At 44.9% G+C, this 21,944-nt stretch carries 27 protein-coding genes; 22 read left to right on the plus strand and 5 right to left on the minus strand.

Annotated features, from left to right (window positions below; translation table 11 throughout):
* Nucleotides 1-112 precede the first annotated feature (112 nt).
* The gene (locus ACR32F_RS04950; RefSeq protein ID WP_440116714.1) at nt 113-394 is read left to right on the plus strand and encodes a hypothetical protein; all 282 of its coding nucleotides are present in this window, start codon (nt 113-115) and stop codon (nt 392-394) included.
* 502 nt (nt 395-896) lie between these two features.
* Here the strand turns inward: ACR32F_RS04950 and ACR32F_RS04955 are convergent.
* Complete coding sequence (locus tag ACR32F_RS04955; protein WP_440116716.1) at nt 897-1,223, minus strand: hypothetical protein; 327 nt, start codon at nt 1,221-1,223, stop codon at nt 897-899.
* Nucleotides 1,224-1,245: 22 nt separating this feature from the next.
* Nucleotides 1,246-1,497, minus strand: a complete 252-nt coding sequence (locus tag ACR32F_RS04960; protein WP_440116718.1) for a hypothetical protein — start codon at nt 1,495-1,497, stop codon at nt 1,246-1,248.
* 155 nt (nt 1,498-1,652) lie between these two features.
* Between ACR32F_RS04960 and ACR32F_RS04965 the strand changes: the two genes are divergently transcribed.
* From ACR32F_RS04965 to ACR32F_RS04975, 3 genes are read left to right on the plus strand one after another with little or no spacing between them, the layout of a single operon-like run.
* On the plus strand, nt 1,653-2,162 hold the full coding sequence (locus tag ACR32F_RS04965) for a lipase family protein (protein WP_440116720.1): 510 nt from the start codon (nt 1,653-1,655) through the stop codon (nt 2,160-2,162).
* Between the two features lie 10 nt (nt 2,163-2,172).
* Nucleotides 2,173-2,847: a hypothetical protein gene (locus tag ACR32F_RS04970; RefSeq protein WP_440116722.1), complete on the plus strand. Its 675-nt coding sequence runs from the start codon at nt 2,173-2,175 to the stop codon at nt 2,845-2,847.
* Between the two features lie 57 nt (nt 2,848-2,904).
* Nucleotides 2,905-3,231: a hypothetical protein gene (locus ACR32F_RS04975; RefSeq protein ID WP_440116724.1), complete on the plus strand. Its 327-nt coding sequence runs from the start codon at nt 2,905-2,907 to the stop codon at nt 3,229-3,231.
* A 90-nt stretch (nt 3,232-3,321) separates the two neighbouring features.
* Here ACR32F_RS04975 and ACR32F_RS04980 read toward each other — a convergent pair whose 3' ends face one another.
* Together ACR32F_RS04980 and ACR32F_RS04985 are read right to left on the minus strand one after the other, a co-directional pair.
* Entirely contained in the window at nt 3,322-3,855 is a 534-nt protein-coding gene (locus tag ACR32F_RS04980; protein ID WP_440116726.1) for a hypothetical protein, read from the minus strand.
* A 113-nt stretch (nt 3,856-3,968) separates the two neighbouring features.
* Complete coding sequence (locus ACR32F_RS04985) at nt 3,969-4,373, minus strand: hypothetical protein (RefSeq protein ID WP_440116728.1); 405 nt, start codon at nt 4,371-4,373, stop codon at nt 3,969-3,971.
* 166 nt (nt 4,374-4,539) lie between these two features.
* Between ACR32F_RS04985 and ACR32F_RS04990 the strand changes: the two genes are divergently transcribed.
* Nucleotides 4,540-4,902 carry a hypothetical protein gene (locus ACR32F_RS04990; RefSeq protein ID WP_440116730.1) on the plus strand — a complete coding sequence of 121 codons (363 nt, stop codon included), beginning with the start codon at nt 4,540-4,542 and terminating at the stop codon, nt 4,900-4,902.
* Between the two features lie 36 nt (nt 4,903-4,938).
* Here ACR32F_RS04990 and ACR32F_RS04995 read toward each other — a convergent pair whose 3' ends face one another.
* A complete protein-coding gene (locus ACR32F_RS04995; protein ID WP_440116732.1) occupies nt 4,939-5,202 on the minus strand; it encodes a hypothetical protein in 264 nt (87 codons plus the stop codon).
* Nucleotides 5,203-5,372: 170 nt separating this feature from the next.
* Here ACR32F_RS04995 and ACR32F_RS05000 point away from each other — a divergent pair, with 170 nt between their 5' ends.
* The 17 genes from ACR32F_RS05000 to ACR32F_RS05080 all read left to right on the plus strand — a co-directional run bounded on the left by ACR32F_RS05000 (nt 5,373) and on the right by ACR32F_RS05080 (nt 21,886).
* A complete protein-coding gene (locus ACR32F_RS05000) occupies nt 5,373-6,266 on the plus strand; it encodes an NAD(P)-dependent oxidoreductase (RefSeq protein WP_440116734.1) in 894 nt (297 codons plus the stop codon).
* A gap of 282 nt (nt 6,267-6,548) precedes the next feature.
* Nucleotides 6,549-7,280 (plus strand): nuclease-related domain-containing protein, encoded by a 732-nt coding sequence (locus ACR32F_RS05005; protein WP_440116736.1) that lies wholly within the window; start codon nt 6,549-6,551, stop codon nt 7,278-7,280.
* A gap of 259 nt (nt 7,281-7,539) precedes the next feature.
* Nucleotides 7,540-8,433: a hypothetical protein gene (locus tag ACR32F_RS05010; RefSeq protein ID WP_440116738.1), complete on the plus strand. Its 894-nt coding sequence runs from the start codon at nt 7,540-7,542 to the stop codon at nt 8,431-8,433.
* Nucleotides 8,434-8,765: 332 nt separating this feature from the next.
* Nucleotides 8,766-9,212 (plus strand): tellurite resistance TerB family protein, encoded by a 447-nt coding sequence (locus ACR32F_RS05015; RefSeq protein WP_440116740.1) that lies wholly within the window; start codon nt 8,766-8,768, stop codon nt 9,210-9,212.
* Nucleotides 9,213-9,247: 35 nt separating this feature from the next.
* Nucleotides 9,248-9,841 (plus strand): TerD family protein, encoded by a 594-nt coding sequence (locus ACR32F_RS05020; RefSeq protein ID WP_440116742.1) that lies wholly within the window; start codon nt 9,248-9,250, stop codon nt 9,839-9,841.
* Nucleotides 9,842-9,936: 95 nt separating this feature from the next.
* Nucleotides 9,937-10,512, plus strand: a complete 576-nt coding sequence (locus ACR32F_RS05025; protein WP_440116744.1) for a TerD family protein — start codon at nt 9,937-9,939, stop codon at nt 10,510-10,512.
* Nucleotides 10,513-10,594: 82 nt separating this feature from the next.
* Entirely contained in the window at nt 10,595-11,176 is a 582-nt protein-coding gene (locus tag ACR32F_RS05030; protein WP_440116746.1) for a TerD family protein, read from the plus strand.
* Nucleotides 11,177-11,201: 25 nt separating this feature from the next.
* Nucleotides 11,202-12,449 carry a TerD family protein gene (locus tag ACR32F_RS05035; RefSeq protein ID WP_440116748.1) on the plus strand — a complete coding sequence of 416 codons (1,248 nt, stop codon included), beginning with the start codon at nt 11,202-11,204 and terminating at the stop codon, nt 12,447-12,449.
* Nucleotides 12,450-12,497: 48 nt separating this feature from the next.
* Nucleotides 12,498-13,232, plus strand: coding sequence for a TerC family protein (locus tag ACR32F_RS05040; RefSeq protein WP_440116750.1), 735 nt, complete (start codon nt 12,498-12,500; stop codon nt 13,230-13,232).
* 155 nt (nt 13,233-13,387) lie between these two features.
* The gene (locus ACR32F_RS05045; RefSeq protein ID WP_440116752.1) at nt 13,388-14,590 is read left to right on the plus strand and encodes an HpcH/HpaI aldolase/citrate lyase family protein; all 1,203 of its coding nucleotides are present in this window, start codon (nt 13,388-13,390) and stop codon (nt 14,588-14,590) included.
* Nucleotides 14,520-15,941, plus strand: coding sequence for a phosphoribosyltransferase family protein (locus ACR32F_RS05050; protein ID WP_440116754.1), 1,422 nt, complete (start codon nt 14,520-14,522; stop codon nt 15,939-15,941). Before ACR32F_RS05045 ends, ACR32F_RS05050 begins: the two co-directional genes overlap by 71 nt.
* Nucleotides 15,938-17,089 carry a cysteine protease StiP family protein gene (locus tag ACR32F_RS05055; protein WP_440116756.1) on the plus strand — a complete coding sequence of 384 codons (1,152 nt, stop codon included), beginning with the start codon at nt 15,938-15,940 and terminating at the stop codon, nt 17,087-17,089. The genes ACR32F_RS05050 and ACR32F_RS05055 overlap by 4 nt, the downstream gene beginning before the upstream one ends.
* Entirely contained in the window at nt 17,089-17,937 is an 849-nt protein-coding gene (locus ACR32F_RS05060; protein WP_440119689.1) for an HAD family hydrolase, read from the plus strand. Before ACR32F_RS05055 ends, ACR32F_RS05060 begins: the two co-directional genes overlap by 1 nt.
* Nucleotides 17,938-18,990, plus strand: a complete 1,053-nt coding sequence (locus tag ACR32F_RS05065; RefSeq protein ID WP_440116758.1) for an ATP-grasp domain-containing protein — start codon at nt 17,938-17,940, stop codon at nt 18,988-18,990. It begins immediately after the preceding gene.
* A gap of 80 nt (nt 18,991-19,070) precedes the next feature.
* On the plus strand, nt 19,071-19,823 hold the full coding sequence (locus ACR32F_RS05070; protein ID WP_440116760.1) for a hypothetical protein: 753 nt from the start codon (nt 19,071-19,073) through the stop codon (nt 19,821-19,823).
* 11 nt (nt 19,824-19,834) lie between these two features.
* On the plus strand, nt 19,835-20,938 hold the full coding sequence (locus tag ACR32F_RS05075; RefSeq protein ID WP_440116762.1) for a toxic anion resistance protein: 1,104 nt from the start codon (nt 19,835-19,837) through the stop codon (nt 20,936-20,938).
* A gap of 381 nt (nt 20,939-21,319) precedes the next feature.
* Nucleotides 21,320-21,886: a hypothetical protein gene (locus ACR32F_RS05080; protein ID WP_440116764.1), complete on the plus strand. Its 567-nt coding sequence runs from the start codon at nt 21,320-21,322 to the stop codon at nt 21,884-21,886.
* Nucleotides 21,887-21,944: the final 58 nt, after the last annotated feature.

Here is a 21,944-nt window from a genome sequence, read left to right on the forward strand (position 1 = left end):
GTAGTGGAGTGGCTTAATTGGTTAGGTAGTGATTAGAATACAGGCGTATTGATGATGGTTTGAATAGGTCAGAGGCTGTGTTTCAATAATGATCTCATGGGAGGAAGGACAGATGAATACACCCATAGTAGCTGGGCAGGAAGAGGCTCAATTATACGAGGAGTTGCGAAGTGCGATCGAAGAATTCGAAGAGGGCGAGCAACGGCAAATAGTTCTCAATCGGATGATCAGGCAGCTCAGGTTCGCCAAGTGGCGCAAAGATCGGATGCGTAAGGTCGATGCATACTGTCAAAGAATAAAGCCCGCGACATTATGGATCATCTTAGCTACAGGTGCACTTGTGCCAGTCATGTTATTTAGCCTGTTCATCTGGGTATCGTTGTGGGTGGAATGAAGCTGAAGCGAGGAGGGATAAAGGGGGAAAGCCGAAGCGGTAACCGTAGTGGCGTACAGTATATTACTCTGTTTGCTGCTTGTATTCCAATCGGTGAATCAGGGAGGATCTACGTATTTCATGTAATTAAGTGCGGGTGAGGAGAATTAGCATTATGAGTTTAGAGGCAGTGACGAGTGTAAAGGTTTATAGGGATGCGTCGCTGCCTGACAAAATTATAAACCATAATTTAATCCCACATATTTATGCAAATTGCTGCAATTATTCTGGTAACAACGTCCTATAGTTTATGATGTATTAGGTTTGCTATCTGAGATCTATAAAGACTTTTTACTCATTTATGTTATGTCGTATACACGATTTTCAGAAGATGAACTATAATGATTCTACTTCTTTGGGAAAAAGAGGATAAGATTAGGCTATGAAATCCCTATTATTACATATGAAAGAGCCATGTATCTGTACAAGGCCCTAAAGTTTTAAAAGTTAAATTTCTTATAAACTACTTAAGAGGTTTGATGTCTTCGGGCACTGAGCCTGTTTTGACTTCATAAGTATCATAATCCACCATTGAGAATATTTCTTGGGTCTTATTTCCTTTTACGTACCCTGTCAGTGACACCGTATGAGACAAGTCAGATGGAATGAACTTGTGGCCTGTAAACTCAACATCAATTCCATAGGTTTCTTTAAAATAAGCTAGGCTTGCGATCTCGGCTTTTTGTGCAATTTCTTTTTGCTCGTTGGACATGCAACCGCAAAATACAGTGATACTTAAACTAATCATTATTAATAGGGTTAGAGGTGTACGAAATTTATTACTGAGCATATCTACTACTCCTTGTTTGAACTTACTTGATTTTTTTGTCAAGTAACTCTTTCGGTACAACGGCTGTTTGAACTTCAAACGTGTCATAATCAATAAGGATGGTGATTTCAGTTTCTTTATTATTTTTAACATGTCCACTCAAACTGATATTGTGACTAAGATCTTTTGGCATAAATTTATGATCAGTGAATTCCACTTCAGTATTATAGTGATCAATAAAGTATTGATGTCCCACCTGAGTTGCTTCTTCAATAATTTTGTCTTGATTCGGCATAGAATTACATCCTCCCAATATAAGGGCTAAGATTATAACTGTAATAGATACAAATTGAATATTTTTAAAAATATTCTTCAACCTCCTATTTATGTGAACTTAACACTTTATAATATACGTTAACTTTTTAGATCAGTAAACAGAGAGGAGTTTTTATGGATACTTATATAACTGATAAAACATATAAGGAAATTTCGGAACTGGCCTATCTTAATTTGAATGAGGGAGATTACCCTGATACGCTGGATTCGGCTAATTGGAAAGTGATTGAGCCAGATGAAGCAAAATTGCACAGAAAGTCTGGGTTCGACGCAGTTGTTTTAAAGAATGATCTTACAGATCAGATTGTCATCGGTTATCGGGGAACAGAACCTGAAGGGAAGGCTACGGACGTACTTGCTGACTGGGAAACGGATGCCTTTGATGTCGTAGGGGGCAGAACGAGAAGGCTTGAAGATGCCGTAACCGACCCAGAACGTCATAACATTTTCAAGAATAGTCCCTTCAAACTCATGATGGATAATTCAAGTTGGGAAAACAATCAGTTTCATCAAGCAGAAGAATTGTTTGAGGTAGTACAGAAAGCATACCCCGATTCGGATATTTCGCTAACAGGTCATTCTCTTGGCGGTGGTTTGGCTCAATATGTAGCTGCTCGTCATTGATGTGTCTGGTATGACATACAGTGCTCCAAGTGTAATGAATCTGCTGGATGATGTAAGTCTGGCTAAGGTGAATGAAGGTCACTTTGACAACAAAATGGTTAATGTGGTTCATCCGAGTGATTCTGTAGGGGCTGGCGGAATAAGTGAATATGACAGGCACGTTGGACTTACGGTGTATAAGGGACAGGATTTTGAAACCGCTAATGCGATGTATCAGAACTGGAAGTTTCAATTACAGTTAAAGGTCCCTTTCCAACCTCTCGGTGCAGGCTCGCCAATGTTGGTTCATGACGTTGGAATAGATGTAGATCTGGATAAGCTATACATTGGAAATATCTTTAGATTATTGGACTCCTTCTCAAAGGACGAAGGTAAGGGATATCATTCCATGAATCAGTATGAGTTTGATAAGGATGGGAACTTAATTGGCCCGTTAATCGATCGGAGTACGGGAGAGACGCTTGATATTTCTCCAAGATGGACCGCACATCAGAATGCAATGGCTGCGTTTTCTAATGTAATGTCTGGCGCAGTAGCTTCGTTTATATCCGTAGTTGGTGGAACGGGCGGCGGTAAGATTCAAGTAACACCGGAAGAATTAGCGCAGTCTGCTCGGGAGATGAGATTGAGTTTGAGTGGCTTTTCCAATGATGCTCAAGCTTCTATTCAGATGTTCCAGAGCTGATCAGCAACAACAATAATGGAATTTATATATAGATAGATTAACAGGAGGAAAGTGGACATGGGCAGAATATCCGTATCCTTGTCGGATTTACGAAGAGCTGTTCAACAATGCGAACAATTGCAGCAACGGCTCGTACAACAGGAAAAGAAGCTGCGTACGATTCATGGAAGGTTGCAGCAGGATTGGGTAGGAACATCGGCATCGGTGTTAACTTTCAAGATGCAGTCTTTTGTTGAAGGAGCTGCTGTGAGACTAAGTGAACTAGAAGCTCATAAAGGAATTGAAGCGATACATTCGCAAGATGGAAGAAGCGGACAGAGAAGATCAAAGAAATCGCAGCAGGATGCAGTAATTGTCTATATCTGCTCACAAGTAAATAGTTAGATAGGAAGTAATCTTCCCACCTAACTATTGTTGCTTCGTTCATACAATTGTATAGATTGAAGTCACTTGAGTAAGCAGTACTATTACTGATTAGTGTAAATCAGTAGTATTCCTGTTCAAAGTTTGAATTTTCTCTTGCATATACTGGTGATAATCGCGGAAGCTGCTGATGTGATGCAAAGAATCGGAGTTTTCAGACTGAATCTTTATTTTACCGTCCTGAGGCAGATTTTTCATCTTAGCAACGACGGATTTGGATCCTTGGATGTCACCAGACATCTCCTGAATTCGCTGTAGTAATGCAGGATGGCCTTCGTGCTGGAGCATCTCAGCGAGAGGTCTCATCTCCTCCAACTTCTGGCTCGACCGTTCAAGCGTAGTCATCACTTTGTCTCCATCTATACTTGCGCTAAGCGAAACCATCCGATGAATATGATCTTTCTCCATACGCTCAAGCGCCTCAAGATGGGATGCTTCCAGTCGTTTGGGATCGCTCCAACTCTCCGATCGAACTGTGTTATTCTGCTGCTGGGATGCATTATTGGTAGTGCCAGTACCACAGCCCCATAACAGAGTTGAGCAAGTTAACACGGCTCCAACGGCGATGATATTTTTTAACCTCATGCTGTCACTCCTTCGATAATTTCCTGAAGGTAGTATGAGCTATAATATCCAAAATCATGCTTCAACTCTTCATTTCTTTCCCAGAATTAAGCATATCCTCAATTGGACTACATCTAACGGATAAACAAGAGAAAAGATGAACTATATCCGTATGTACTCTTCGGATTTTTCTCAGGAAGCAGAAACGTTTTTTTTGGATTGCGGCTATCGATGAACCAACCTGGTCCTTCCGCACTGATGACTTCCTGTGTGTCGTAGTTATATGAAACAATAATGCGCTCATCTTCATGACCCGTTACATGACCATACAGGTACAAGCGGGCATGGACCGAAGGGTCGTCAATATCGTAATTCGTTATGACAAACTCCGCATTGTAATACTCCTTGATGTATTGGATGCTGATGGGGGTAGCTGCTTCAACAATGTTTTGCTTATCTGATGTGGATATGCTTGAACATCCTCCAATTGCAAATGTAACGATAAGTAAGAATAGAGCCATGAGTTTAGTTTTCATCAAGCTTTAATTCTCCTTTTATGGTAATAAACTCTAAAGACACTTTAAAACTATTTTTTTTGCTAGACAAGGCGTATTGGGCCGTTGCTACATGATAGCATGGATAAAATGACCGAAAAAGGAATAATGCAGTTACGATTGCAACGATATGTAATGAGGGGAGAAGTTAATGAATCTTTACACTAACAATATCTGGCGCTGGACCATCAATCTTATGTATCCTGCCATTATTTTTGCCTTTCAGAGCTGGGGGCCGATATTGGATTCCTGGGCTGTTCCAATCTTGTTTGTCGCGTTGTTCTGCTTCCTGTGGAGCGATGTAAAAGACATGTTCCTCTCGACGGGACTGACATGGATTGTTGCCATCCCGTGTTGGTGGTATTTTATTGAGCGTCCGAAACCATCGTTCGGTGCAGAACATTTTGCGGCACATCTATGGTTAATTGTACTTATGTATATTGTCTTCGTGCTCATTCCTCAGACGTTAATCCTGACTACTCGGTTGCGGGTAATGGATTATTATAAGAAGTAAAAGTTATTTAAGAGAAGGCGGCCGTTGGCCGTCTTTTTATAAATCGATAGAAACGTATGCCTTTGGCAGCGCCCAGGCGGCAACCAGCGCTCCGCCTCCTGCCAGAACGTAGGGAGGTGTGAATTGAAGATAAGTGGATACGGTCCAGTTGGTTGTCTCATATAGCGTATGCGTGCCAAGCGTGAGCAGTAGAATGGAAGCGGAGATCCGAAAGATCCAGAAAGGGATAGCTCCGAATTCCCTTGTGATCCAATAAGTCAGGCGCTGTCCACGTACCCACCGAATGATGATGTACATCATAGTTTCCGTTAGGTTGTACAGTATATGGGAAGATGATTCTTTATTCAGATTTTTTCACAGAAAGCTGCAAACGAGATGGACGGGCCCGGCAGAAAGCTTTAACATACAGATATAGCTATCCAAGAAGAAATACTGGGCGAAGCAGAGAGATATAAGGAGGAACCAACGATATGACAATTACAACGAAGGCACCTGGAGAGACGAAAGTTGGCTTTATTGGTACAGGCGTGATGGGCAAAAGCATGGCAGGACATATCCAGCAGGCGGGTTACCCGCTTCATGTATACACCCGGACTGCCGCTAAGGCGGAAGCACTGGTGAAAGAAGGAGCCATATGGCATGAGACACCAGGCAAACTGGCCGCCGCGTGTGATGTCATCATTACGATGGTGGGTTATCCGAGAGATGTCGAGGAGATCTATCTTGGAGAGGACGGGCTTGTGGCGAATGCCAAACCAGGCTCATATCTCATTGATATGACGACATCCAGTCCACTGCTGGCTGAGCGTATATTCGAAGCGGCTGAGGCCAAGGGTCTGCATGCACTGGACGCGCCAGTGTCCGGCGGAGACATCGGGGCACGTGATGGCAAACTGTCCATCATGGTCGGCGGTAGCTCGGAAGCCTTCGAAGCCGTGCGTCCGCTGTTTGAGCAGATGGGCACCAATATTGTGCTGCAAGGCAAGGCAGGCGCCGGGCAGCATACCAAAATGTGCAACCAGATTGCTATTGCCTCTGGCATGATGGGTGTATGCGAAGCACTCGCCTATGCCAAGACATCGGGTCTGGACGCGGAGAATGTGCTGAAGAGTATTGCTACCGGAGCAGCCGGAAGCTGGTCGCTTAGCAATCTCGGTCCGCGAATGATCAAGGGCGATTATGAGCCTGGATTCTATGTGAAACATTTTATCAAAGACATGGGGATTGCATTGGAATCTGCGAAAGCGATGGGCATGAGAACACCTGGACTGGCGCTGGCCGAATCCCTGTATCAGGAAATATCGAATAATGGTCTGGATGAGAAAGGTACGCAGGTACTCTACACCTACTATCTTCAGGCTTAATCATCCATAAGGTCAGCAGCGCAGCGTATTCTTTTTCTTCGATGGAAATGGATGCGCTGCTTTTTTTATTTCCCACCCCATTTATGCGTCTAAAGTCACAGCATTGGTTAAATAATGATGTATACTTTGGTTGATCAACGGATTTTAGCTGCCTTCCCTTTATGTTTGCCCCTCTTTATCCGACATAAGTAATAGAAGTTTACATAATGGATGCGTAAGGATGATATTCCGACTCCTGCAATGGTCACTGGTAACTCACACTAAATAGAACGGAGTTTGCCCATGTTCAAGAAAATCCTGTCTCTGTTCAAGACACAACCAGACCTCGCGAACCAAATTACAGCTTCCGCTGCAGCGTTGCCGTCAACTGCTCCTCTTCCCCCACGTCTAGTCCGCAGTCGGCGCAAGAAAAAAGCGGAAGGGGATTGGACACGCCAGCCTGAGGAGCCCAGTACAGCAGAACAACTGCTAGGTCTTCCACGTGAATATAAAGTGCTGAACGACTTGCTCGTTGCCAATCCAAAGTCACGCTCCGGTTATTCGCAGATTGATCATGTCGTAATCGGTCCGCGGGGGATCTTCGTTATTGAAACGCGAAATCTGACGACCGGTGAGATTCGCGGCGGCCGAAGAGAGGCCAACTGGACCGTCAGCAGTAGCCGGATCAAAATGTACAATCCGCTCATGCAACATCGGGCTCATGTTGAAGCCATCCATGCCCATCTGGACGATTACAAAAGAGTACGTCTCGTCTCCATGGTGACATTCACGAACCGTTGCCGAATCAGCGTTGATCCTGCTGTGAGGTATGTGAATTCGGATGAATTGATCATCTACGATCATGAATTGGTGGAGACGATCCAGCGCAAGACGGAGAGGCTTGAGGCAGAAGTCCCCGAGACCGTATATCAGGAGAAGGATATTCAGGCGATCTACTCTCTGTTATCATCGATTAATTCGATAGATCCTCAGATTCGGTCACAACATATGGAGAAGGCCAAAGGTATTAAATAATCACGCGTATGAACACTGTTGTCCACACGGACGGCAGTGTTTTTTTGTTGTTGTGGCAGTTAATGTGCGCGGTCTGAAGCCTTTAGGCACAGGTATATCGTCGTATACACCCCATTTTTAACTTATGATACAATGTAGACCATGTCCAATTGTGAATCACGCATGTTATCCGAAAGGATATTTTTGGGTAGTATTCACGAGTTAATGCAGAGGTTAATGGTTCTCAGGAATATACATAGGATAAGGGGAAGATTATACGATGAAATGGAATTATAGGATGAAAATGTTTACGGTCATGTTCGGTTTGGCAGCTATTCTGACAGCTTGTGGGGGTGGAGCTAAAGAAACATCATCCCCAGAGTCTGCTTCCAATACAGAAGTCCCCTCATCCGAGTCGAGCAGCCCGAATACTGGCGCAACGGATAACGCGGTATCCGGTTCGAATGGGAGTGAACAGACAGGTTCAGCTCCAGAGAAATCTTCTTCCGCCGAAGAAGGCAAGGGTGGGTTGGACTCTACACTGGAGGAGTTGAAGCAGAAGTATGCGGATAAGCTCGGTTATATCCGTATATCGCTTACTGATCATCCAGTGCGTCGGGTCAGTGAGGAAGGCTCCAAAAATATTAATGTTGCCAACTATAGCGACGCCGTTGTAGACATGAATGCAGAGGTCCCGATTCATTCCGATTCCCAGCGGTTGATTGACGATGCCTTTCCTTTTTTCACGACTGTACAAGCACCTGAAGAATCTTACGTTACTTGGGAAGAAGCGACCAATATGGAGCGGGCCATGGTGAAAACGCTGTTTATCGCCCGTGAAGGTCTGCTGATTACCGAAGATGCGATAAAGAATAAGGATTACAGCAGTACATCGTTTCAGGATTCGATGGATTTCTTCAGAGTCACAGCCAAATTTGAATCCATGGCACCTGTTTCACAGCATCCTTATGACATCACGTTAACTACGTTATATGATAAGGCACGTACGTCATGGGGCAAGCTTGCCACTATGGACCCGGAGCAGGATGAAGCGGCGTTTGCCAAGATGTACAAAACGGTGAGAACAGATGCCAATAATGCCATGGGTTTGCTCAACGTTCTGCTGTCCACGAATGAGGAAGAGCGTATGGAGCAGACATACGGTAGTCAGTAGAATAGATGGAAGCATTTCATCTATTCTAACTTAATCCATGAAGTGTACTAGTCAAATCAAAGTCTCGGCAACGCTGCCCAGGCTTTTTTTTGTTTTTTAGATGATAATCGAAAGACTAAAGCATGAAGAAGTTTTTTAAACCACTTGAAACTATATTTAGAACTTATACGTAACATAACGTATTAATTGTTTTTTAATGTAGAATATTGCCAGATTTCAGAGTATAGTTAAGTAATAATTCTACATTATTCAACATGATGTGGACATAAAACAATTTTGAAGATTCAGCAAAGATGAGTAACAATACAATGATTAAACTACGGAGGTTGAGTATGAGTTCATTCAAGAGTTGGTTAAATTCAACAAAACAAGGACTTGGCGAGCAAGTTAAAAAGTTTAAAAATAAAGATTTTATGGATGCCGTTGTTGCAGGCTGTGCACTGGTTGCTTTTGCAGATGGTTCCATTGATGAAGCCGAGAAGAACAAGATGGCTGGTTATATTAACCTGAGCCAGGAATTGAAAGTATTTGATATGGCAGAAGTGATTGCCCGATTCAATCATTATGTGGCGAACTTTGAATTCTCGCCGGAGATTGGGAAGCAAGAAGCATTGAAAGCCATCGCGAAGTTCAAATCCAAACCAGATGTGGGCCGTGTCATTGTAGGCGTATGCAGTGCAATAGGTTCAGCGGACGGCAATTTTGACGATCAAGAGAAAAGAGTAGTGGCTGAAATATGCAGCGTGCTTGCATTGAACCCAGGGGAATTCAGTCTGTAATGAATCATTCTACATTTGAAGGGAGGTGAGAATCAGTGACAAGCATTAATTTGGTCAAGGGTCAGAAGATTGATTTAACCAAAGGCAAGGCCGGACTTACAGAGGTTATTGCCGGTCTCGGTTGGGACCCGGTTACTTCCAAAGGCTTTTTTGGAAGAAAAAAACAAGCGGATGTCGATTGTGATGCATCGGCTCTCATGCTGAATGAGGAAGGCAAACTGGTCAAGGAATCGAACTTGGTCTGCTTTCACAACAAGCAAAGTGCATGTCGTTCGGTTATCCATTCAGGAGACAATCTAACAGGACAGGGAGACGGTGACGACGAACAGATCAGAATGGATCTGTCCCGTATTCCTGCTGATGTTCATAAAGTATTAATCGTTGTTAACATCTACGACTGTGTCAATCGTAAGCAGGATTTTGGCATGATTGAGAAAGCCTATATTCGGATTCTGGATGGTAAAAATTCCAGTGAGTTGGTGAAGTTCAATCTATCCGAGAACTACACAGGTTCAACAGCTTTGATCTGTGGTGAATTGTATCGTCATGGAAGCGAATGGAAGTTCTCTGCGATTGGAGAGGGTTCCCATGCGGTACATATCGACGAACTCGCACGCAGGTACTCTTAATTACAAGATTTGATCCAAATCGACAATTATCCTAACAATTATATGTAACGATAACTAAAACAAATATAAATATAAATGAAGCGAGGATGAAAACGATGGCAATTAATCTTTCAAAAGGTCAAAAAATCGATCTCACTAAAACAAACCCAGGTTTGTCCAAAATCAATGTAGGTTTGGGCTGGGATACCAACAAGTATGATGGCGGAAAAGACTTTGACCTGGATGTATCCGTATTCTGTGCCAATGCAACAGGCAAAGTAGAAGGCGAGAAAAACTTCATCTTCTTCAACAATCCTCAAAATGAAAATGGTTCTGTTGTTCACACAGGGGACAACCGTACAGGAGACGGTGATGGCGATGATGAGCAAATCAAAATTGACCTGGCTAATGTACCGGCAAATGTAGAGAAAATTGCTTTCGCCATTACGATCTATGAAGCAACGGAACGTAGCCAGAACTTCGGACAAGTCTCCCGTGCTTATGTGCGGATTGTTAACGAAGCAACCAGTGAAGAGCTGATTCGTTTCGACCTGGGGGAAGACTTCTCCATTGAAACGGGTGTAGTCGTTGGTGAATTGTACCGTCACAGTGGCGAATGGAAGTTCAGTGCTATCGGCAGCGGATATCAAGATGGACTGGCTGGATTGACACGCGACTACGGTTTGCAATAGGACTTATAGGATGGGAAGGACCGTCTTCTGGACGGTTCTCCTTTTCGTCTAACCTCATAATCATGGAAAGGTGGAAAAACAAATGACGATCAGTCTTGCCAAAGGACAACGTATTGACTTGACGAAGACCAATCCGGGTCTTACCCGAGTCGTGGTTGGTTTGGGTTGGGATACGAACAAATATAGCGGTGGAGTCGATTTTGACCTGGATGCTTCGGCATTTTTGTTACATGAAGGTGGAAAAGCCAAAGGTAACGATGACTTTGTTTTTTACAACAATCCAAGCGGCGGTACTGGTTCAGTAACACACACCGGTGACAATCGTACAGGTGAAGGTGAAGGTGATGATGAGCAGATTGTAGTAGACTTCAGCAAGATCCCTGCGCACATTCACCGAATTGGTATTACGGTAACGATCTATGATGGAGATGGACGAGCACAGAATTTTGGACAAGTCTCCAATGCCTTTGTTCGTGTTGTCGATGCTGCGAGTGACCGGGAAGTGCTTCGGTTTGACCTCGGTGAAGACTATTCTACTGAAACGGCTGTTGTTTTCTGTGAGTTTTATCGGGCAGGTGCGGACTGGAAATTTCAGGCTGTAGGCAGTGGATTTACGGGTGGACTGGCTGCTTTATGCAAAAATTACGGACTGGATGCACAATAAATTGGCATAGAAAGGTGAGTCTGCTATGGCGGTTGCTGTTGTAAAAGGCCAGAAGAGTGATCTGACCAAAACCAATCCTGGCTTGTCCCGACTTACGGTAGGAATTGGTTGGGATGCAGCTCCGGGTGTGGAGCTGGACACGTCAGCGTTCCTTCTGGGTTCAGATAACAAAGTGGCTGGAGATGAGGATTTTATCTTCTATAACCAGCCCTCTACCTCGTTCATAACGTATATGGATGGTGGACAGGTTGGCGAGAAAAAACAGTTCGCCATTGATTTTGGTAAGATCCCTGCCCGGATAGAGAAAATTGCGTTCAGCCTGACGATTTATGATGGTGAAGCACGACGTCATAGCTTTGGTCAGGTGCAGAATGGTTTTATACGATTTTCCAATACGGCTACAGGTCAGGAAGTTATGAGATACGATCTGGGGAGCGGTTTCACGGTGGAGACCGCTATTGTCATCGGAGAACTGTATCGTCATAACGGAGAGTGGAAGTTCAATGCCGTTGGGTCCGGTTTTGCTGGCGGCTTGAACGCACTATGTGCCAACTTTGGTGTGGACGTGGATGGTGGAGCAGCTCCTGCGCCAACACCGCCGACCGTACCACCGACAGTGGTACCCACTCCACCTCCACCCGCAGCTGAGCCGACTCCGTCTCCTGTCAACTCGCTTAATCTCAGCAAGATTGAGCTGAAGAAGAAGGGGGATACGATTAACCTCAAGAAGAATGCCGGAGGACTTGGTGAAATCCTGATTAACCTTAACTGGAATCAACAGGGTGGCAAAGGGCTATTCGGTCGCAACAAGAGTGTTGATCTGGATCTGGGCTGCCTGTTCGAGATGAAGGATGGTACCCGTGATGTTATTCAGGCATTAGGAGAGACATTTGGCGCTCTGAACCGTTACCCTTATATTGCATTGGATGGCGATGATCGGACGGGCTCAGTCAGAACGGGAGAGAATCTCCGGATTAACGGTGCCCATATCTCGGAAATAGAACGCATCCTGGTATTCACCTATATTTATGGCGGTGTGGCGAACTGGTCTCAAGTGGACGGTGTTGTAACCATCCATCAGAAGGACGGTCCCGATATTATTGTACGGATGAATGAATACGGGAGCCCACTCGGCATGTGTGGCATTGCGATGTTACGCAACGTTAACAATGAGACGTTCAGTATTGAACGAATTGTGCAGTTCTATAATGGGCATCAAGCGTTGGATGAGGCTCATCAATGGGGAATGCAATGGGTTGCGGGAAGAAAATAAAGATGGTGTAAAGCATGAAACAATTTGAAGTGCGGAGGCCGCATGCTTATGATAAGTGATTTTTTTAATAGCATTAGTGAGAATTATGGCCATTTCTTCTCCTGGAGTGAGATTGTATCCACATTATCCGATCCGGTGAGTTGGGGCATTATTGCCAGCCTGATTCTGCTAGAAGGTCTTCTGTCCGCAGATAATGCACTTGTGCTGGCGGTTATGGTCAAACATCTACCCAAAGAGCAACAGAAGAGAGCGTTGTTCTACGGTATTTTGGGTGCCTATATTTTCAGATTTATTGCCATTGGATTGGGAACATTTCTCGTCAAGTTTACGTTGATCAAAGTGCTTGGAGCACTCTATCTCCTGTATATCGCATATAAAGGATTGTTCAAACCGGAGGTTCCCGATAATCATGAAGGGAAGAAACATTCCTTCTGGAAGACGGTTTTACTTGTGGAACTCATGGATATTGCTTTCAGTATTGATAGTGTAATTGCAGCATTCGGAATCAGTGAACAAATCTGGGTTCTTTTCCTCGGAGGAATTATTGGTGTTCTGATGATGCGTGGAGTGGCTCAAGTCTTTCTTCGACTCATTGACAAATTTCCCGAGTTGGAACAAACAGCTTTCATTCTGATTGCGATTATTTCGGCTAAAATGATGGCAAGTGCATTCGGCTTCCACATTTCCCACGTCGTATTTTTCTCCATTTTGATCGCTGTATTTGTCGGCACCATGTTGTTCAGTTCTGCTAAGAAGAAAAGAGAGAATAAAGGCCAGATTTAATCGTTCTGATTCATTCAATCGTAGAAGTTAGACCCGTCAATCCCTCCCAATCAAGGAGGGATTGGTTTGTATACCCCGACAGCATAAATCTACTATTGCAGATTGGCTATTGCCAAAGGTGCGAGGAGGAGACAATCCTGAAATATTTTAATTTTTTGAGTCTGGAAGAAGAAGCAGCGTTATTTTTCTCTTCACCCGTCTCGTTCAATCACCGGACTTCCAAAGATTTACTGGCATATGCTGTTGGGGCTGCTTTATATATGCCTGCGACCCGCACACATATAGCGGACGACATTATGAATGGTAAACATGAAGGTCTGACGACCATTATTATTGATCTTGAGGATGCCGTCGGCGACGATCAAGTAGAGTTTGCTGAACAGTGCCTTGCACAGCATTTAACCCAGCTGATGACCTACATGGAGACAGGCATGCTAAGTCAGGAACGAATGCCCCTCCTGTTTGCTCGCGTGCGTTCACCACAGCAATTGGAACGTCTAATCGATGTGTTGGGAGATCTGGTAACCATGCTTACTGGCGTGGCTTTACCCAAATTTTGCGTCGATAATGGAAGAGCCTATTTCGATCAGATCCGTAAATATAATCAGCTGAAACCGGATGATTATCCTGTTCTCTATGGTATGCCTATATTGGAGACCGCTTCCGTAATTTATCGTGAGACACGCTGGAAAACGTTGCTGGACCTTCGAAGCATACTGGATGAAAACTATGAATATGTGCTCAATGTACGCATTGGTGCGACCGATTTCTCCAGCTTGTTTGGACTACGACGAAGCCCGGAATTGACCATATACGATATTGCGACGATACGTGACTGTGTATCGGATATTATCAATCTGTTTGGTCGTATGGACAAGCCATACTTGATCTCGGGGCCGGTCTGGGAATATTTTAGCCAGCGGGAGCGCGTGTTTAAGCCTCAACTACGACAGACACCATTCGAAGAAACGCTCGGTAAATCCGGGCTGCATCTGAGAATGAAATATATTACGAATACAATGGACGGTTTGATGCGTGAAGTCATGATGGACAAGGAAAATGGGATTGTGGGAAAAACAATCATTCATCCTTCTCATATTAAGCCAGTACAAGCGATGTACGTTGTTACTCATGAGGAATTTACCGATGCCGAAAGCATCATAGCCCGAAATGACGGTAGCTTGGGTGTGTTTAAAAGTAATTACTATAACAAAATGAATGAGATTAAACCACATCTGAGTTGGGCGAATCGAATTCTAATCCGATCACAAATATATGGGGTGTTACATGAACAGCAGCATTTTGTCGGGCTCTTGCCCAAGCATGAGCAACAACACAACTACGTTTCCAATTCTTGATCAATTCAGTCTTCGCATTCAGGTAACTCACAACCCGCTGCAATTGCCACTGGAAAGTCTATTTTCAATGGCTGCACGAATCAACAAGAAACGTTCTTTTCTGTTTGTCAGCAAGCTGCTCGGTAAGCATATCCCGGTTAACCCGTATACATCGCTTCTGAGCGGTGCGGCACTGGCTGTTCTGTTGTATGAGCACCTTACTGAAAAGGCGGAAGACAAGGTAGCCGAGTGGAAGAGAGTAATGGTTGAGGGATTGACCGACCCGGAGTATGCCCGCCAAGCATACAACACACTGTTGCGGGAACGTATGACGTTGCCGGAAACGATTCGTTTTGTTGGTTTTGCCGAGACAGCTACAGCGTTGGGACACAGCATGTACGAGATGTTTGCTGATCACGCATCCTATATTCACACGACAAGGGAATATATTCCGGCGATGCATCCGGATATTCAATTTGAAGAAGAGCATTCCCATGCGATGGCTCATCGCTGTTATGCGTTGGATCATGAAGCTTTTGCAGGAAAGGGCCCTATTGTACTGGTGGACGATGAGATCACCACAGGTAAAACCACGTTGAATATCATTCGAGATATTCAGGCCCAATATCCTCGGAAGCAATATGTTATTGCTTCACTGCTGGATTGGCGTACCGAAGCGGACGAACTCCGGTTTGCAGAGCTGGAAGCGGAGCTGGGAATCACCATTACCCCTATAAGTCTGTTGAAGGGTGGCATTGAAGTGGTGGGCATTCCGAACTTGAACCCAGCACAGAAAGCGGTGGAGTCTCTTCATGTCGTAACTTTTCATGAATCATCGGTTGCTGATGTATTTCATCAACTGCACGCTACCTCCGAAGATGGTGAAGGTACGCGTAGCGCAGCGAGCTACGTCCAGCATACGGGCAGGTTCGGTATGCAATCCCGGCATAACGAAGTATTGCGTCAGGAGATTAGCAGCATTGCGGAACGACTTCGGTCGCAACGTAGGGGACAACGGACTTTGGTGATGGGAACAGGGGAGTTCATGTACATTCCTATGCGTATTGCTTCCGAAATGGGGGACGGGGTATTTTATCAGTCAACTACCCGTAGTCCAATCCATACGTATCAAGCTCCGGAATATGCTGTTCGCAGCGGTGCCGGATACGCTTCGCCAGAAGACGCTTCTGTGCAAAACTTCATCTATAACATTGCGCCCGAACAATATGACGAAATTTTTGTTCTGCTGGAGAGACAGATGCCTGAGAAACGAATGGAACCGATGATAAAGGTACTTGGGCAGCTGGGATGCAGACATATTCATATCGTATATTGCGGCATGCCGGAGGAGACAGGGGAGCACAAGCGATGAACTTAACTACACTTGATCGAATCAGACAACGAGAGATTCAGTCTCCCGAGCCGATGGGCAGCTATGCTGCATCAGATGTTGTTTTTCTACTGAAGGATATAAGCCATGTTGATCTGGAAAAGGGAACCGGTGAACGGGAGCAGGCGATCCAATCCGGGGTTCATTATTCGGAGATGCTACCCGTGGAATATCAGCCCACTGCAGAATATATCGAGCTCTTTCACAAGACGCTGGAACAATCCGCCGCAAGAATTGCACTTCATACCGCTATTGTGGCTGAGAAGATTGTAAAGCGCAGGGGACTTAATCTGGTCTTGGTATCTCTCGCCCGAGCGGGAACCCCCGTTGGTATCCTGATCAAACGTTATATTGAGTTGAAATACAACGTATCGATTCCGCACTACAGCATTTCAATTATTCGTGGTAAGGGTATCGATGAGAATGCATTATTATACATGTTGCAGCAGCACGGTTTAGAACCAGCCATTCAATTTGTTGACGGTTGGACAGGGAAAGGTGCCATTAGCAAGGTGTTGAAGGAGTCATGTGAGAAGATGAAACGAGAGTTTGGCGTGACTCTGAATGATGACCTCGCCGTTTTGGCCGATCCCGGGCAATGTTCAGGTACCTTCGGAACGAGAGAAGATTACCTGATTCCCAGCGCTTGCCTGAACTCGACCGTCTCGGGACTGGTGAGCCGTACGGTACTCCGGGATGATCTGATTGGGCCGACAGATTTCCATGGGGCCAAATGGTATACCGAATGGTCTTCTGAGGATGTGTCGACCCAATACGTGGATACCATCGCTCAGCATTTTCCGCAGATGATGGACCAAGAGGAGATTCTTACGGATATCAATTCTACTGGTCCCCCGGAAATCACTTGGAAAGGCTGGCAGGACATTGAGTCCATCCAGCAGTCCTTTGGCATCTCCAACATCAATCTGATCAAACCCGGAATCGGAGAAACAACCCGAGTGTTATTGCGCCGGGTCCCTTGGAAGATTCTCGTTGATCGTCTCGATAATCCGGATTTACAGCATATCATGATGCTTGCCAGGGACAGGGGAGTGCCTGTAGAGGTATATCCGGGATTGACCTATTCATGTTGCGGCATCATTCAATCCCTGGGAGGTGGTGGAGAATGATGATTTATGCAAGTGATCTGGATCAGACGCTAGTGTACTCCAGGCGTGCACTCCGTATTCCCGAAGATACACCGGGACTTGTTCCCGCTGAATGGATTAACGGCAAGTTATCTGCTTTTATGTCAGCATATGCATTGGAGCGGTTGCAGTCTTTACCGGCAGACATTGTATTTATGCCTGTGACTACACGTACAGTGGAGCAGTATCAGCGCATTCATATTTTTCAGAACGAATGTATCCCGAAATATGCGGTGACGAGCAATGGTGGCAACATCATTATAGACGGTCAGGTAGATGAAGAATGGAATCTGCATATTCGTTCATTGCTTCGTCAGCAGGCAGCTGCTCCCGAAGAGATCCTGGATTTATTTGACGACATACTGAGCCCGGAATGGGTGATTAACCAGCGGTTATGTGATGAGCTGTTCTTTGCACTGCTGATTGAACGCGACAAGCTTCCAATGGAACTCATTGCGGAAAAGATTCGGGTGTTAGAGACGCTTGGATGGGAGAGTTCCATTCAGGGTCGGAAGCTCTATCTGGTGCCTTCGGCCGTCAACAAGAGATCTGCTGTAGAGCATATTAAACTGCGAATCGGCGATGTGCCTGTAATTGCTTCAGGTGACTCTTTGCTGGATCGCTGTTTGCTGGATTTTGCGCAGTATGCAATCGCTCCGTCTCACGGAGAGCTGCATGTGGAGAGACAGCGTGTACCCGAGCAGGTACCGTATCAATTTACGGAACAATTCGGTGCTTTTGCAGCAGATGAGATTCTCGATTACGTCCACCATATCCACAACGCCCAACAGATACAGATTGAAGATGCTACGATAAGGGAGACCGTATAAATGAATAAAAAGAAGATTTACTTCAACCGTTGGTTCTCTGTAACGTATCATTATATGAATGCCATCCGGGACAATGAGGATGGGTTGAAATTTGAAATTTACGGCACACATCCTGATCCGGGACATATGGCATTACAAGGCTGTGATGTTGCAGAAGTTGAACCGCGTGTAACGGGGAGAGAATATGTTGATTTTTGCCTCGACTTTTGCCGTCGTCATCAGATTGATGTGTTTATTCCACGTTGGAACATGCTGGATATCAGCAGACATGTCTCTCTGTTCGAAGAGATCGGTACGCGGGTGATCGTATGTTCGGATACCGAATTGCTGGAACAATTGATGGAGAAAGACCGGTTCTATGAATCGGTGCGTGAGAAGGGCGTTATGGAAATCCCGGATTATTTCACGGTCAGTAATGCTGCGCAATTCCAGCATGCCTATGAGGCGCTACGTGCACGTGGACATGATGTATGCTTCAAACCCTGTAATGGTGAGGGCGGCATGGGGTTCCGGGTCATTAACAATGAAGGTGATCCTTTACAGGAGCTGTTCGGGTATGCGCTCAATTCCATTTCCTATGAAGATGCCCTGCGAGCATTCTCTTCTGCACCATCCTTTCCCAATGTGATGGTGATGGAGGTGCTGGAAGGATATGAATACAGCATTGATTGTCTTTCGGACCGCAATGGGAAACTCATAACGGCTATTCCACGTAGAAAGGAAAGAGGACGTCTGCGTCTGCTCGAAGAAAATGAAGAATTGCTGGCGATTGCCCGCAGTGTGGCAGAAGTGTATCGGATTCCTTATAATTTTAATATTCAGATGAAATACCGCAAGGATACACCGAAGCTGCTCGAGATCAATCCGCGAATGTCGGGTGGATTGCATATGTCCTGTCTGTCCGGAGTGAACTTCCCTTATCTGGCGGTCAAGTCTGCGCTTGGCTATGATATTGGACCACTTCATCCGGAGTTTGGCATTCTTGGCAGTCATATCGAACAGCCGTTTATAATCGACGTTCAGAAGGTAAGCGGAGTACCAACGTCTAGCTGAGAAAGTCCCTCAACATTGACACCTTCTGGATGGTTTTTTTACAATACGGATAAGTGTTGTTACAGGCAGGAGGATAAGTAATGTTACGGAAAACGAAGATAGGTATAGGCGCATTGGTCGGTTATGGTCTCGCGGCAATCACGAGTCCCTTTATCCCGGATGTCATCACTTGGGCGATTCCGGCACTGGCAACCGTGGTGGGTGGACTGATTCCTTCACGTTCCACGCCTCGTAAACAGGTCGAGGATTCGTCATCAGCCCCTTTACCCATTACAGACATCAGAAACGATGCATCCCGTTTGAATGGGTCACAAGAATCGAGCGGTGTGCCAGCAGGGAGCATGGAAGCCTCCCCAGAACAGCCGCAATCGGTTTCTTCTTCCACAAGGCATGCAGGCTCAGAACCGGTGAAGCCCTCCAGGACTGAACCAGATCCTGTATTCGATCCGGTGATCGAATATCTTGAAGTTCTGGAAGATATGATTATTTCCGAAGGTCAGAAGAACGAACTGGATAATGAAATTGTGGAGAAATCACTGGCGTTGTTTGCCCGCTTGCAGCGCGTTATTCCCTCTCTTCAGGAGCTAAACAACGGGGATATCAACCATACGGTGCGCAGACTGATTTTGAAAGATCTGAACGGTTTTATTAATCCGTTTCTACGGTTAAGTGGAGAAGCCAAACGGAATAATCGGCGTATGCTGTTGAATGGTCTTCGAGATGTGGATTCCAAGATATCGGATATTGTATCAACGATTGAACATAAAGATTTAATGGAGCTCCAGAACAAAGCGGAACTAATACATCAACGTTATAACAGCTCTGAATTATAGGAGGGATTGGCATGGCAACCGAATGGGCTCAGCTGAAGCAGGAAGATGAACAGCGGATTAGTCAGGAAGCAACACAGCTTATTCAGAAAGTATCACAAAGTGATCCGGCTCACCTGGACACCTTAATGGATGATATCGGCAAGTTGGGTGTAAAAACACAGGAGAAAGCGGGACAGACTCTCAAGTTGCTTGATCGTCCAGTCAATGAACTGATGTCGGGGAATCGTGCGGATGTATCGAACATGATTCTAAAGCTTCGTGACGAATGTGAGAGTCTGCAACAGAGTAAAAACGTGAGCTTTGTTGGACGGCTGTTGCGCAAAAGCCCGCTAAAAAACTATGTGTATCGTTATCAATCCGTTCGTACGAACATTGATGCCATTATCAACGGTTTGCGGGACGGGAAGGACAACCTGGAAGAAAGTATCGTGAATATGCGTCAGTTGAAGCGTTCTTCCATCCAGGAGATCTATAATTTGCAGACCAAAATTGCTTTTGGTAACCAACTGAAAGAATTGTTTGAAACGGAGATTGCGAAACCTGAGAACGATAATCGTAAAGCTCATCTAGAGCGTGGATTGCGTAAAGTAGTCACACGTACCCAATCGATGACAGAGATGATCATGCTGTACAATCAGGCCATTGCAGCTACTGACATTATCAATGATAACAATGACAAGCTGATTGATTCAGTCAATAATGCGATTGATAAAACAGCGAATCTGATCACAGTATCGGCGATGATTGCCATGGCATTGAATGATCAGGAAAAGGTTATCTCCGCTGTGGAAGCTACCAATAAAACGATTGAAGACCAATTCAAGGAGAACGCTAGATTGTTGAAGACAACGACAGAGAAAACAAATGAACTGTTGTCCAAACCGGCGATGTCCATTGAAGCAGTCAATCAGGCTATGGGTGATCTGATGTCTGCGCTGGATCTGTCCGAGCAGTCGAATCGTCGAATTATTGAGAGCTGTAATGATTATACGAACAAGATGACGACGCTTAACGCCAAAATGAGTGATAGACTGGGTTTGGAAGGACCGAAGGCTGCCGCCATTCCGGAGAAAAACAAACCTGATTCTAGTGCATTAAGCTCTTATCTGGATTAGGGTCAGACTTGCTGAATATCGTATGGAGATAGCTACATATTCAGTGCTACCAGGGACGCCAAGTGCGTCTCTTTTTTTCGTCTAATTCAACCAGCTTCCGGACAAAATAAACATACACCGAGCGAAGACTGCATATCTTGAGAAGGAATAAGAGCGAGACGTGTAAACGGAAAAGGGGGTAGTGTATGCTTTATTTTGTTATTGTGGGTATTGTTCTGGTGATGATGGTGGTAGCGAGCAGCGAGAGGGCAGAATATATAGCTAATCTGAATAACAACGAATAATAGTGGAAGCGACTAAACGTACTATTACTATATTTATTGTACGGTGTCTGATAGAATAAAGGTAAAAATTGGGGCTGTGCGAAGGAGCTTGCTGAATATGCTGGATTTTTCATTCGAAATTATCGATGAGACCAAAATTAATATCCAATACAAATATGGCAGTGAGTTTTTCAACTTTAATCTGTATTATGCAAACGGGGAGTGGACACTGCATCCATTTGATGGAATTCTGATTCAAAACCGCGAAATGTGCAGTTTGATTGTATCTGAATTGCTCCGTAATAAAGACTTTCACGTCATGTTGGCAAAAGAAAAAATAATACTTTCCCAACTGCGAACCAGTGTTAATCTTCAGCCGAGCGAGCCCGATGAATGGGTAGCAGAGCGGAGAAACACAGATTATTCCAGTCAGGATGACAGCTTAATGGATTACATAGGGAACCATAGTTTTGAAGAGGTATTGCAGCTTGAGCAAGAACAGATTGAAGCCAGAGTACAGTTCTTCCAGCAGATCATTCAGCGGATGTTCATGGAAGGACTTGGACCAGAAGATGCTGATTTCCTCAAAGTACAGGCCATCATTCGGATATATAAGGAAACATACGATTCATTGGGCGAGTTGAAAGATTATAATCTGGGTGATCGTGGACGTAGAAGATGGTAGAACAAATCTCGGTCATTATCTAAACAGGGAGGGGGAACCTTCCTTTTTTTGCTTCCAA

This window comes from Paenibacillus hebaui, assembly GCF_051934385.1.
GTDB lineage: Bacteria > Bacillota > Bacilli > Paenibacillales > Paenibacillaceae > Paenibacillus.

Coding starts and splice junctions, on each gene's coding strand:
- ACR32F_RS05075 (WP_440116762.1), top strand. CDS start 19,835: ATGGCAACCGAATGGGCTCAGCTGAAGCAGGAAGATGAACAGCGGATT.
- ACR32F_RS04950 (WP_440116714.1), top strand. CDS start 113: ATGAATACACCCATAGTAGCTGGGCAGGAAGAGGCTCAATTATACGAG.
- ACR32F_RS05015 (WP_440116740.1), top strand. CDS start 8,766: ATGAGTTCATTCAAGAGTTGGTTAAATTCAACAAAACAAGGACTTGGC.
- ACR32F_RS05030 (WP_440116746.1), top strand. CDS start 10,595: ATGACGATCAGTCTTGCCAAAGGACAACGTATTGACTTGACGAAGACC.
- ACR32F_RS05055 (WP_440116756.1), top strand. CDS start 15,938: ATGAACTTAACTACACTTGATCGAATCAGACAACGAGAGATTCAGTCT.
- ACR32F_RS05025 (WP_440116744.1), top strand. CDS start 9,937: ATGGCAATTAATCTTTCAAAAGGTCAAAAAATCGATCTCACTAAAACA.
- ACR32F_RS05040 (WP_440116750.1), top strand. CDS start 12,498: ATGATAAGTGATTTTTTTAATAGCATTAGTGAGAATTATGGCCATTTC.
- ACR32F_RS04990 (WP_440116730.1), top strand. CDS start 4,540: ATGAATCTTTACACTAACAATATCTGGCGCTGGACCATCAATCTTATG.
- ACR32F_RS05035 (WP_440116748.1), top strand. CDS start 11,202: ATGGCGGTTGCTGTTGTAAAAGGCCAGAAGAGTGATCTGACCAAAACC.
- ACR32F_RS04970 (WP_440116722.1), top strand. CDS start 2,173: ATGACATACAGTGCTCCAAGTGTAATGAATCTGCTGGATGATGTAAGT.
- ACR32F_RS05080 (WP_440116764.1), top strand. CDS start 21,320: ATGCTGGATTTTTCATTCGAAATTATCGATGAGACCAAAATTAATATC.
- ACR32F_RS05005 (WP_440116736.1), top strand. CDS start 6,549: ATGTTCAAGAAAATCCTGTCTCTGTTCAAGACACAACCAGACCTCGCG.
- ACR32F_RS05070 (WP_440116760.1), top strand. CDS start 19,071: ATGTTACGGAAAACGAAGATAGGTATAGGCGCATTGGTCGGTTATGGT.
- ACR32F_RS05010 (WP_440116738.1), top strand. CDS start 7,540: ATGAAATGGAATTATAGGATGAAAATGTTTACGGTCATGTTCGGTTTG.
- ACR32F_RS05065 (WP_440116758.1), top strand. CDS start 17,938: ATGAATAAAAAGAAGATTTACTTCAACCGTTGGTTCTCTGTAACGTAT.
- ACR32F_RS05060 (WP_440119689.1), top strand. CDS start 17,089: ATGATTTATGCAAGTGATCTGGATCAGACGCTAGTGTACTCCAGGCGT.
- ACR32F_RS04955 (WP_440116716.1), bottom strand. CDS start 1,223: ATGCTCAGTAATAAATTTCGTACACCTCTAACCCTATTAATAATGATT.
- ACR32F_RS05000 (WP_440116734.1), top strand. CDS start 5,373: ATGACAATTACAACGAAGGCACCTGGAGAGACGAAAGTTGGCTTTATT.
- ACR32F_RS04965 (WP_440116720.1), top strand. CDS start 1,653: ATGGATACTTATATAACTGATAAAACATATAAGGAAATTTCGGAACTG.
- ACR32F_RS04995 (WP_440116732.1), bottom strand. CDS start 5,202: ATGATGTACATCATCATTCGGTGGGTACGTGGACAGCGCCTGACTTAT.
- ACR32F_RS04960 (WP_440116718.1), bottom strand. CDS start 1,497: ATGCCGAATCAAGACAAAATTATTGAAGAAGCAACTCAGGTGGGACAT.
- ACR32F_RS05050 (WP_440116754.1), top strand. CDS start 14,520: ATGAACAGCAGCATTTTGTCGGGCTCTTGCCCAAGCATGAGCAACAAC.
- ACR32F_RS04975 (WP_440116724.1), top strand. CDS start 2,905: ATGGGCAGAATATCCGTATCCTTGTCGGATTTACGAAGAGCTGTTCAA.
- ACR32F_RS04980 (WP_440116726.1), bottom strand. CDS start 3,855: ATGAGGTTAAAAAATATCATCGCCGTTGGAGCCGTGTTAACTTGCTCA.